Annotated in this window: 11 protein-coding genes; 3 read left to right on the top strand and 8 right to left on the bottom strand. The window is 40.5% G+C overall.

Features of this window, described 5'->3' with window-relative positions; translation table 11 throughout:
- Positions 1 to 220: 220 nt before the first annotated feature.
- Together K3T81_RS01630 and K3T81_RS01625 are read left to right on the top strand one after the other, a co-directional pair.
- On the top strand, positions 221 to 1,573 hold the full coding sequence (locus K3T81_RS01630) for an MATE family efflux transporter (protein WP_238017801.1): 1,353 nt from the start codon (positions 221 to 223) through the stop codon (positions 1,571 to 1,573).
- Between the two features lie 158 nt (positions 1,574 to 1,731).
- Positions 1,732 to 1,977, top strand: a complete 246-nt coding sequence (locus tag K3T81_RS01625; RefSeq protein ID WP_036577616.1) for a YuzB family protein — start codon at positions 1,732 to 1,734, stop codon at positions 1,975 to 1,977.
- Between the two features lie 114 nt (positions 1,978 to 2,091).
- Here K3T81_RS01625 and K3T81_RS01620 read toward each other — a convergent pair whose 3' ends face one another.
- The 8 genes from K3T81_RS01620 to K3T81_RS01585 all read right to left on the bottom strand — a co-directional run bounded on the left by K3T81_RS01620 (position 2,092) and on the right by K3T81_RS01585 (position 10,180).
- Positions 2,092 to 3,261, bottom strand: a complete 1,170-nt coding sequence (locus K3T81_RS01620) for an iron-containing alcohol dehydrogenase (RefSeq protein ID WP_238017799.1) — start codon at positions 3,259 to 3,261, stop codon at positions 2,092 to 2,094.
- Between the two features lie 15 nt (positions 3,262 to 3,276).
- Positions 3,277 to 3,654, bottom strand: coding sequence for a RidA family protein (locus K3T81_RS01615; RefSeq protein WP_238017797.1), 378 nt, complete (start codon positions 3,652 to 3,654; stop codon positions 3,277 to 3,279).
- 59 nt (positions 3,655 to 3,713) lie between these two features.
- On the bottom strand, positions 3,714 to 4,343 hold the full coding sequence (locus K3T81_RS01610) for a lysozyme family protein (protein ID WP_238017795.1): 630 nt from the start codon (positions 4,341 to 4,343) through the stop codon (positions 3,714 to 3,716).
- Positions 4,340 to 4,768, bottom strand: coding sequence for a hypothetical protein (locus K3T81_RS01605; protein ID WP_238017793.1), 429 nt, complete (start codon positions 4,766 to 4,768; stop codon positions 4,340 to 4,342). The genes K3T81_RS01610 and K3T81_RS01605 overlap by 4 nt, the downstream gene beginning before the upstream one ends.
- A 2-nt stretch (positions 4,769 to 4,770) precedes the next feature.
- Entirely contained in the window at positions 4,771 to 6,120 is a 1,350-nt protein-coding gene (locus K3T81_RS01600) for an MATE family efflux transporter (protein ID WP_238017791.1), read from the bottom strand.
- A gap of 276 nt (positions 6,121 to 6,396) precedes the next feature.
- A complete protein-coding gene (locus K3T81_RS01595; RefSeq protein ID WP_238017789.1) occupies positions 6,397 to 8,397 on the bottom strand; it encodes a TRAP transporter permease in 2,001 nt (666 codons plus the stop codon).
- Positions 8,390 to 8,920, bottom strand: coding sequence for a DUF1850 domain-containing protein (locus tag K3T81_RS01590; protein ID WP_234368387.1), 531 nt, complete (start codon positions 8,918 to 8,920; stop codon positions 8,390 to 8,392). The genes K3T81_RS01595 and K3T81_RS01590 overlap by 8 nt, the downstream gene beginning before the upstream one ends.
- Before the next feature lie 258 nt (positions 8,921 to 9,178).
- A complete protein-coding gene (locus K3T81_RS01585; RefSeq protein ID WP_238017787.1) occupies positions 9,179 to 10,180 on the bottom strand; it encodes a TAXI family TRAP transporter solute-binding subunit in 1,002 nt (333 codons plus the stop codon).
- 303 nt (positions 10,181 to 10,483) lie between these two features.
- Between K3T81_RS01585 and K3T81_RS01580 the strand changes: the two genes are divergently transcribed.
- Positions 10,484 to 12,100: a long-chain fatty acid--CoA ligase gene (locus K3T81_RS01580; protein ID WP_238017785.1), complete on the top strand. Its 1,617-nt coding sequence runs from the start codon at positions 10,484 to 10,486 to the stop codon at positions 12,098 to 12,100.
- Positions 12,101 to 12,204 lie beyond the last annotated feature (104 nt).

Genomic DNA, 12,204 nt, shown 5'->3' with positions numbered 1-12,204 from the left:
CAGGGAGCCTTTGCCCCCTTGGGATTTTTTTATTGTCATCTTCTAGATGGCGAGGGACTACTTGTCCAATTTGGGATAGGTATTAATGTAATAAATTTGTACCTTTTTATTTTCTCAAATAAAAGGTAGACTGTCTTTATTGCCCAAAACCAAATTGCATTTATAAAGCCATTAGTTAATGATTATATATTCTTTATTTTAAAAGGAAAGAGGGGTCTGAATGAAAGAAAATAAAACGAAGCATCTCACGTTATTCGCTCTTACGTGGCCTATTTTTGTCGAAATACTACTGCACATGCTGATGGGAAATGCCGATACACTTATGCTCAGTCAGTATTCTGATAAGGCAGTTGCCGCTGTTGGTGTATCCAACCAAATACTCTCTGTTGTAATTGTTATGTTCGGTTTCGTAGCACAAGGTGCAGCAATATTAATTGCACAAAACCTTGGGGCGAATCACAGCAAACAAGCCGGTGAAATTTCTGTACTATCGATTAGCTTAAACCTCTGGTTCTCCCTCCTGTTAAGTGTCGCACTGTTTTTTGGCGCGAAAGGTATCCTACGTATCATGGACCTTCCAAATGAAATTATGGGTGAAGCTACAGCCTATATGCAAATTGTTGGGGGACTTATTTTTGTTCAGGCACTCATTATGACAACTGGTGCTATTTTGCGAAGCTATGGACATACAAAGGATACAATGATGGTCACTATTGGTATGAATATCTTAAATGTGGTCGGAAACTATTTCGTTATCTTTGGACCGTTCGGATTTCCTGTCTTTGGTGTAGCTGGTGTTGCTTATTCCACCGCCATTAGCCGTTTCATTGGTTTTGTTGTACTGTTATTACTTCTTATTAAACGTACGCAAGGTGAGCTAGACTTTTCGCGATTTCTTCGCTATCCAAGGCAGCATGTAAAAGGGTTACTGCAGATTGGTATCCCATCTGCCGGTGAACAGCTTTCCTATAATGCTAGTCAAATGGTTATTACATACTTTGTAGCACAGCTTGGTACAGTAGCTATTACAACCAAAGTATATGCCCAAAACATCATGATGTTCATTTTTCTATTCTCGATTGCCATTGGTCAAGGAACCCAGATTTTAATTGGCCATATGATTGGTGCAGGGAAGATAGAAGATGCTTATGAACGTGCGATTAAGAGCCTGCGAATTTCTATTTTCATTTCCTTGGGAACAGCAGGCATCGTCTATATACTGCACGACCAGTTACTTGGCATTTTCACAGACAACCCAACCATCCTTGAAACCGGTGCCTTCCTTCTACTGATGACTGTCATATTAGAGCCTGGAAGAGCGTTTAATTTAGTAATGATCAGTTCATTACGAGCAGCTGGCGATGTAAAATTTCCCGTCTATATTGGCATTGCTTCCATGTGGGGAATCAGCGTAACGTTTGCATGGTTCTTCGGGATCTTTTTAGATCTTGGCCTCATTGGAATTTGGATTGCGTTTATCGCTGATGAATGGCTGAGAGGAGTCTTTATGTTACGTAGATGGCGAAAACGCCACTGGGTCAGCATGAGTTTTGTTGATCGGACAGAGCAATAACCGTCAAGTTGGTTCACTACGCCTACGCTATCTAGCCAAACTTTTATACACTTCCAGCACGTTACAAAAAACCAAACGATTGATTTCTTTTTAAATATATGCTAAAACTAACAGAGTCCTATATTAGGATAGAATTTCAATAGAAGGTACGTGATCGTATGGGTATAGTCGTAGTTGAGGTCTGTGACGGAAATGCAATCACTACAATTAATATAGAAGAAATTTTGGAAAAGGAATTTCCAGAAGTAGCCGTTTTGATGAACGAATGTTTATCCTTTTGCGGTTTGTGCAGGGTAAAACCATATGCACTTATTAATAACAGACGCATTTTCGGTAACACACCTGAAGAATGTTTAGATAAAATACGAATAGCAATAAAAGAAGAACTGGCCGTTTATCAATAAACAGTCAGTTCTTTTTTTATGTAGAAAAGCGCGGAGTCGTTCATAATGAGCGAATCCACGCTCTTCTATACATAATATGACAAAACAATTTCCCGGGAAATATTTCGTCGGATTTTATAAACTTGCTTTATAAATTTCGACAGCATCCTCTTTGGTTAGTTTCTTAAAGTTTCCAAATTCCGGACTTGCTACAACCGTCTTTTCAGCCATGTCCTGGACGCTGCTCTCTTCAATATCGTAATCAGCAAGCGTTGCAGGTGCCCCAATGCTACTCCAAAATGCTCTTAACTGGTCAATTCCTTCTAGGGCTACTTCCCTGTCGGACTTCCCAGATGTCTCTACATCAAACACCCGGACTGCCATCTGCTTGAAACGTCCTTCGTTCTTCTCATCAATGACATGCTTCATCCAGTTCGGGAATAAAATTGCCAATCCACCACCATGGGGAATATCATGCACTGCTGAAACAGCATGTTCCAAGTTATGGCTTGCCCAATCCCCTCTGAATCCCATGTTCAGCATATCATTTAAAGCAAGGGTTCCGCTTAGCATAATCGTCTCACGGTATTCATAGTTCTCCATATCCTCCAACAGTTTTGGCGCGGTTTCCATTACTGTTTTCAGTATTGATTCACAGAATCTATCCTGTATTGGCGTGTTTGTCGTTTGATGGAAATAGTGCTCAAGCACATGTGACATCATATCAACAATGCCATATACTGTTTGATCCCGTGGTACGGAATACGTATGGGCTGGGTCCAAGATAGAGAATTTTGGACTTGTGTACGGGGAGCCCCATCCATGTTTTTCGTTTGTCTCCCAATTTGTAATAACAGAGCCACGATTCATTTCTGAACCGGTTGCTGCTAAAGTAAGAACTGTACCGAAAGGCAATGCGTCTGTTGCTTGTTCTTTCTTAGTCACAATGTCCCACATATCTGTATCTGTTTTAGCACCTGTAGCGATAGCTTTTGTGCAGTCAATTGTGCTTCCGCCACCTATCGCAAGCAGAAACTCAATTCCTTCAGTCTTACAGATTTCTACCCCTTTACGTACAGTAGAAATTCTTGGGTTTGGTTCCACTCCAGCCAATTCGAATACTTCTGCATCAATTTCATCGAGTTTAGTTAGTACACTATCATAAATTCCGTTACGCTTTATGCTTCCGCCGCCATAGACAATAAGCACTTTTTTTCCATATTGTGCAACCTCGTTAGGCAGTGCATCCATCTGACCTCTGCCGAAAATTAACTTCGTTGGGTTATGATACGTAAAGTTTTCCAATATATAAACCTCCTATTATTTGCGATAAACGACGACGTCCATTTCTACGAGGACATCCTTCGGTAAACGGCTAACCTCTACGGTAGCTCTTGCAGGAAATGGTTCAGTTAAGTACTTTCCATAAATTACATTTACGGTTGCAAAGTCATCCATGTTTTTCAAATAGATCGTAAATTTCACGACATCTTCAAACGTGACCTTTGCTTCTTCCAGTATGGCATTTAAATTTTGTAATACTTGCTCTGTTTGATTTTCAATTCCTTCTACTACCTCACCTGTTGAAGGATTAATCGGAATTTGCCCTGAAACATAGATAAAATCGCCAGCCTGGATTGCTTGAGAATAAGGACCAATTGCAGCAGGTGCCTTATTCGTGAATATAGCCTTCCCCATAAACTTTACCTCCCTTTGATTAGGTGTTCATTATTCCTGTCTGTTCATCATATCATGTTTCACTGGGCTTCTGCTTCTATGACGTCTCGATACCCCATCACCGCATTAACATAGTAAATGTCTCCATAGCATGCATCTAGCTCTCGTGAGCCTTCTCGCAAACAGCGATATTTTTCTTTATCTGGGTCCTGTTCATACATATGCTGTGAAAAGTCGATGGCAGTCTCCTGTGAGTATTCCCCAGACCGTTCTTGAACAAAATCAATAAAACCTAATCCGAAATTATAGGATTGAACAGCAAGCTGGACATCCCCGCTCGCTTCATCTAATGTTTTGGAAAAATATGAAACCCCCTGTTTTATTGAAAGCTCTGGATCCTCGATACAGTTTCTTTCACCACAATAGCTTTCAGATGCCTGCATAGGGTCCTGACCTCTCCCCCCAGATTCCTGCATCATAATTCCCAGGATGACATCCATATAGTCTTCGACACCGTATTGCTCTGCATACATTTTAACTAAAGGTTGGTACTGTCTGATTTCCTCACTAATCTTTGGCTTCCTACTATTTTCTGTAATATTACTTTTCTCACTCGTCAAAAAGGAAAGAATTAAAAATATCCCACTAAATAATAAAAATAGTATTGTCGCACGTTTAATTGCTTTTATGTGACGTTTCCTTCGTTTCATGGGAACGTCCTTTCTAGCTTTTGCAAGAAGATGCCAACGATTAAGCCGTATAAGAGATGCCCGAGTATCCAATAAAAGATAGCGAAATAGTCAAGAAGCGCTGGGGTCCTGGTAGAGAAAGAGGTTGTCCCATAAAGCAGAACACCTATAACACCATTGGCCAGCACATATGGGAGCACACGATGCTGCATGCCCCATCGTTTGAAAATAGCATATAGGACAAAAACAACTATTACCGATACGATAAGATGCAAGACAAGTTCGATTATAGGATGCATATTCCATTCCTTCAATACAGGAATATAGTCAACATTTATTAACAATGTATATACATTTATTGTCGTTATAATTTGAAAGATCCACAAGAATGCCCCTAAAAATAAACCCGAAATAATTCCTATGAAAGCCAGACTTAAACGTTTCATATTTATCCTCCATGCTTTTTCTTAAACAGTTCCTTCTTCCTCCATCCGCCAAACCGGTAATACAAATAAGCAACCAGACTGCTGATAAGAAAACTACTCCCCATCCCAATCGCTATACCTGTATCACCTAGCATTCCTGAAAAGAACGCTGTTAATGGATAGCGCAATACCCAAAAGGATAGGATGTTTAATGCCAATACCTGATACATTGCACCGGCTGCTCGCACGATACCATTTAAAATGAAATTTATGCCAAGAAACGGATAGCAAAAGGCAATGATTTGCAAATAAGTGGTACCAAAAGCAATAGATTGAGGATCATCGATAAACAACCGAATACCGTAATTTGCCAAGAGAAATACAAGGAGCCCTACTAAGAGCATAATCGTAAAATTATATAAAACGCCGTATTTAGCAATCTTATTTACCCTACCCCAGTCATCAGATCCGATGTTTTGTCCGGCCATGCTACTAACAGAGGTGCCAAGTGCATGGGCGGGCAGCATGAGAAGACTATCGAGCCTTTGCGCAGCACTAAATCCAGCCACAACACTAGACCCAAACCCTGTTACCACACTCATAATAGCTGCCACTCCTGCAGAAATAACAGCCATTTGTAAACCAGAAGGGATACCTAGATTTAAAATCAACTTAATTTCATGCTGCTGCGGAAGCTTAGGTACAGTAAAAGGTACTAGTTTACGATGTAATATGAATACCAATCCAACCATAAAGGAAATTCCTTGGGATAAAATAGTTGCATATGCAGCACCTTCGACACCAAAACCGAAATAACTGATAAACAAAGGATCAAGGATGATGTTTAAACAAACAGCGGTTACGACGAACAATAGCGGTGTCTTGCTATCACCTATCGAACGTAATATAGTACTGATGAAATTGTAGCCAAATAAAAATAAAATCCCTAGGAAATTAATCCTTAAATAACTTGCAGCCAAACCCATCATCTCTTCAGGTGTGCCCAGAACGGATAACAGCCAATCTGTCAGGAAAAAACCTGCAATACCTAGCCCGATAGAAATTATTGTTAATAATACAACGAAGGCGTTAAGATAATTCTTCAACCCAGTAGCATTGTTCTTGCCTTTTTGTTGAGATAAGATAGTTAACGCCGCATTATTCATTCCTATAACAAAAGATAATACAGTGAAGACGATCGTACTTGATACTGCGACAGCACCAAGTGCATTAGCGCCCAGCAGATTTCCCACCCATAAACTGTCGACAACCTGGTAAGACGTCTGAAGTAGGTTCGCCAGCATGATAGGTCCAGAAAAGAGTATGAGCTGTTTTAATATATTACCCTGTGTAAAATCATGCTGTTTCTTCATCCTTCTTCCTTCTTTCTTTTGTGTTTCACTTTACCTATTTTACTATACTCCTTACTCAAGTAACACCGCAGAGCATATTATTAGAAGAACTCGCATTCGCTCGTCCTTTGGTGAATGTGTACGATTTTCTTATACTTGGTACCTCAAAATTTCAACTGCGTCGACTTTGCTTCCTTGCTGAAATTTTATACTTCCCTAATGTATAAACCTGAAAAGGTGACCGGGCTAACGAGTAGTTAGCCGGTCACCTTCATCTACACATGTTGGTCGAAAAGATCAATCACTTACTTGTTGTTTCTTATCTGTCTGATTTCCTTTTTTCCAGACAAGCTGCATAACAATCATGACAATAAATGCTCCTAGTCCGAATAAGTCTGTATTCCCTTCTGGATAGATGAGGAATAACCCTATTACTACTGATACGATTCGCAGTGTCCAGTGCAACTTACGGTACCAGAATCCTATTAAGCCAGCTCCTATAGCAATCATCCCACTAATTGCCGTAAACAATATCCAAATTATTTCCCAGAAGTGGGTATCAATCATTAAGAGCTGTGGTTGGAGTACGAACATGTATGGAATAATAAACGCCCCAATCGCTAATTTCGAAGCATTTACCCCTGTTCTAATTGGTTCCCCACCAGATATACCCGTTGCCGCGAATGCTGCGAGTGCTACAGGCGGCGTGATATCCGCAACGATACCAAAGTAGAACACAAACATATGTCCAGCTAAAACAGGAATTGCTACTTCAAGCTGGTCATTCAAAGCCAAGATTGCAGGCAATGCAATTGTGGAAGTAATAATATAATTTGCTGTTGTTGGAGATCCCATTCCCAAAATAATGGAAGCGATCATCGTAAAGAATAGTGTCAACAACAATTGAGTTTCGGGTGAACTTGCAAGTGAGCCTGCAATATCTACAAGACTGTTTCCAAGCTTCAAACCAAGGCCCGTTTTGGTTACAACACCCACGATAATCCCTGCACATGCAGTAGCTGCAGCAACCCCTAATGCGGTTCTCGCACCAGATGTTAAGGCAATCACGAATTTACCTGGGGTAATCCGTGTGTCTGCTCTAAATAAACTAACTAGAATAGTAATTCCTATCCCGTATAATGCGGTTCGCTCTATACTATAGCCTTGGAACAAAAGAAGAACAATTGCCACAATTGGCAAGAGCAAATGTATTTTTTTTAATACAGATTTCTTACTCGGTATTTGTTCCTTAGGCAACCCATGCAGTCCCATTCGCTTTGCTTCCAAATGTGTCATAATCCAAATACCAGAGAAGTATAGAATAGCTGGAATTGTCGCTGCCTTCGCGATTTCCCAGTATCCAACACCTGCAAACTCAATCATGAGGAATGCAGCTGCACCCATTATCGGTGGCATAATTTGACCACCCGTTGAAGAGGCTGCCTCCACCGCTCCGGCAAAGTTAGGTCGGTAACCAAGCTTTTTCATCATTGGAATGGTATAAGAGCCCGTTGTAACAGTATTCGCTACAGAGCTTCCAGAAATTGTTCCATTTAACGCACTGGAAAAGATCGCAACTTTCGCAGGTCCACCTGTACGTTTTCCAGCAAGCGCAATAGCAAGGTCATTGAAATAATTCCCTACACCTGTTTGTACAAGAAAAGCACCAAATAGTAGGAATAAGAAAATATACGTGGAAGAAACTTGTAGCGGTGTTCCCAAGATCCCTTCTGTTGTAAAGAACATGGAATCAATTAGCTGCTCAAGTGATAGACCACGGTGCGCAAGTCCTCCTGGCATGTCCGGGCCCAGCAATGCATAAATCATAAATAAAATAGCAATGATTGTAATTGGAAGCCCAACTGCTCGTCTTGTCGCCTCTAATACCAGAAGTATAGCAAGTCCACCAATGATTACCTGCGCCTGGTCGATTCCACCAATTTGCTGAACTAGCGTGTCATAATATACCGGCCAGTATCCACAAACGATGATTGATAATAAAACGAGAATATAATCATACCAGGCAACCTTCTTTTTATTCCCCTTCTTCTTACTGGCAGGAAACAAAAGAAAAATTAGGGATAGCGCAAACCCTAGGTGAACTGTACGCTGAATATATGCTGTATATTGGCCGAAAGCACCTGTATAGAGCTGAAATAGAGAGAATGCAAGTAACCCAAAGAAAACAACTTTGGCAGCAACGCCACCTAGTTTTCTTGTATTTGCTTCTGCATCATATTTTTGTAATAACTCTTCCTGGTTTGTTTCGGTTGGGTTTTCTTTCGTTGAATCACTCATGGATGCTCACTCCTTTCATAGACTGCCATAGTGAGAGTTTCTCTACCTTTAATTTAAACCATGCTCCTGGTTCAAAATATTCGTTAAAGTAAACGAGATGTTCATCGTTCTTTCCCCATACGAGGCGGTTTTCTGAGACCGTTTTGCCGTTTCTTACATTCATTGAAGGAAAGATATTGTCAAGGTCTGTTATATGGTATTTTCCATCCTTATATTCAAACTTCTCCCCTTCTTGAGCATTGGAAGGCATTCCAATCCCAAACTCTTCGTAAACAATTTCGTACTGTTTAATATCGTGGTTGTCCATAACAATGTATTTTTCTACCACATCTGTCAGGTGTATGGAGTGTGTAAATATAATTTGAAAGGTATCCCTTTCCTGCACTGGAAGAAAGGCCTCAATCTCTTCTGTATTTTCTTTATAAAATACAAGTGCTGTTCGGAAAGGAACAAATAGAAGTAGAGAGAAAAGTGCGAGTAAAATAATTAGAATTGAAACTTTTATCTTTTTATTGTGTTTCATCATTTTGCCACCTGAAATCTTAAAGAATTACGCAATGCACGCAGAGCAAGCCTCCACTCTGAACTACTTACATAACATGAAAAAATGGAGCGACCGACGCAACTCCTGACTAAAGGATTCACAGTCGGCCGCTCGTCACATCATGTTTATCCTTTATGTAACTGGCAGTATGAGCCTAACAAAAGAAAAGGATAAGGCTAATTAGCCGTGTATCCAAATCTTCCCTAGAACGTTATGAAGTAAGGAACTACAAGTTACTTACTCAGCACTTACTCCTACTTCATCAAAGTATTTCTGTGCACCAGGGTGTACGTCAATCCCGATACCATCTAGAGCAGAATCAGTTGAAATAAACTCTGCTTTTGCATGCGCCATTCCATCCGTGTTTTCGTAAATCGCTTTCGTAATATCGTAAACAGCATCTTCGGATAAAGAATTGGTAACAGCAAGCATCGCCAATACAGCAACTGTATTTACCTCTTCAGACTGCCCACTATATGTGTCAGCTGGAACTGTATCTGCTGCATAGTAAGGATATTTTTCAACTAGTTCATCTACTTTTTCCTGTTCAATCGGAACAATGCTAACATCAACAGTAGCCGCTAGTCCTTCTACTGCACCAGTTGGTGTACCAGAAGTAATGAAAGCTGCATCAATATTTCCATCCTGGATCCCACCAGTGGATTCACCGAAGTCAAGGTTCTGTTGATCAATGTCATCCATCGTCATACCATGGATTTCTAAAATCTGTTCTGCGTTAACGAATGTACCTGAACCAGGTGCCCCAACAGAGACTTTTTTGCCTGCTAGGTCCTCAACTGAAGCAATACCTGAATCAGCAGTCGTAACGATTTGGATTGTTTCCGGATACAAAGAACCGATTGCTGATACGTTGTCTACTGGGTTGCCATCAAAAGAATTAACACCGTCAATTGCATTTGCGGCTACGTCTGTTTGAACAAAAGCAAGCTCTGCTTCGCCATCCTGAAGAGAAATCATGTTATCAGCAGAAGCATTTGAAGATACTGCATTTGTTTCCATACCTGTTTCGTCAGTTATGATTTTGGCCATTTCGCCACCAAGTGGGTAATATGTACCACTAGTGCCGCCTGTTAGCATTTGTAAAAACTCAGGTGTTTCTCCACCTTCAGCAGAATCACCATCGGCCTTATCACCTTCGTCATCTCCACCGCAGGCTGCTAGGAACAAGGCAAGTACTAAAATCATAGCAAATGAAAATAGATAGTTTTTCTTTTTCATACAAACTCCCCCTTATACTCTATAGTGAATTTTATTTTACCTTTGAATCTATAAAGTTGTCAAACTTTTCCCAACTCAGAGACTTTTATCCTACTATCAAATTTGGCTAGTAACATAGGTTTGACACCTTTTACGCTCCCTATTTTGTACCAATAATTTCTAGTTATTAACAAAACCAGAATTCTACATTATTAGTACATTTGTATCTAACTTCGTTGCTTTCTTAATATAATTATTATTATTTTTACAATATTATGATATATTTGAACGAGTACTATACTACTTTTAAGGAGTTGATGAGAAATGATGCACGTCCCGATGACTATTGGAGCTATGATGGAGCATGCAGAGAAATTTTTCCCTAAAAAACTTGTGCACTCCCAGACACATGACAAGCTACATTCGTTGACTTACAAACAGATTGGCGAAAGGGTCAGAAGATTAATGAGCGTTTTTGCAGAACTTGGTGCGAAGAAAGGAGATAAAATTGGTACCCTTGCCTGGAACCACCACCGTCACTTAGAAACTTACTTTGCTGCACCTGGTATGCATGCAGTATTGCATACTATTAATATTCGCCTCACCCCAGAACATATCATCTACATCATTAATCATGCAGAGGACAAAATTTTATTAATTGATGAAGACATCCTTCCACTTGTTGAACTAATAAAGGACGAATTGACCACTGTTGAAGCCTTTATTGTAATGACAGATAAACAAGAACTTCCTGATTCATCCCTACACCCATTGTACTCCTATGAAGAATTACTCAGCACCGGCGATGCCGCATTTCCTTTTACAAAAGAAATCGATGAGAATGATCCTGCAGGCATGTGTTATACCTCAGCCACAACGGGCAAGCCAAAAGGGGTCACATACTCTCACAGGGGCATTGTGCTGCATAGCCTCGCACTAGGCTTAGCAGATTCAGCAGCGCTATCTGAGTCGGATGTATCCATGCCTGTCGTTCCTCAATTTCACGTTAATGCATGGGGGACACCTTTTGCCTGTACATGGTTTGGTTCTACACAGGTATTGCCAGGCCCCCATTTCACCCCAAAGAGGCTAGCATCTTTTATAGAGAAGTTTCGGGTTACCATATCAGCTGGAGTTCCAACCATTTGGATAGGACTTCTCCAAGAGTTAGAGTCTGGCGACTATGATACTTCCAGTTTAAGAGCAGTACTATGTGGGGGCTCGGCTGCACCTTTCGGCTTAATACGAGCATTTGAAGAAAAATTTAATATTCCTTTCTATCATGCATATGGAGCAACAGAAACAACACCATTGGCAACTATTTCACGATTGAAGAGCTACCAACAGGGGTTGAGCCAGGAGGAAAAGATAAAAGAGCGTTCTAGACAGGGTATCCTTGTCCCAGGCCTTGAAATGAAGGTAAAAGGTAAAACGGGAGATATCGCGTGGGATGATCAGGAAATGGGAGAATTGCTTTTACGCGGAAACTGGATAGCAAGTGAATATTATAAAGATGATCGCAGTGACCAAGCGTTCCATGACGGTTGGTTCCATACTGGCGATGTCGTGACAGTTGACGAAGAAGGAACAATAAAAATAGTTGATCGTACCAAAGACTTGATTAAAAGCGGCGGAGAATGGATTTCTTCAGTTGAAATTGAAAACGCTATTATGAGTCACCCGGATGTTTTGGAAGCAAGTGTCATCGCAATTCCAGATCCAAAATGGCAGGAACGGCCTATTGCCTGTGTTGTACTAAAAGATGGAATAAAAGAGGAGGGCACCAAAGAGAAATTACTGTCCTTCTTAGAGCCACAATTTGCTAAATATTGGCTACCAGATGATATTTTATTCTTAAAAAACATTCCTAAAACGTCTGTCGGTAAGTTTCTGAAACGACAGCTGAGAGAGGAAGTTAAAACTTATTACCAACTAAAGTAAAATTTCGCTTGTTGGGAGTGTCCCTACTTCTACCAACAAGGGTTAGTTGAACAATTTGTACCTTTACTGCCAGTTAAGGCGCATAAAAAAGATATTACTTCGTT

It is taken from the genome of Oceanobacillus jordanicus (genome assembly GCF_022095695.1).
In the GTDB taxonomy this organism is placed as follows: domain Bacteria; phylum Bacillota; class Bacilli; order Bacillales; family Amphibacillaceae; genus Oceanobacillus_B; species Oceanobacillus_B jordanicus.
Note: the sequence above shows the minus strand (reverse complement) of the source record. Positions and strands in the feature narration are given on the sequence as shown.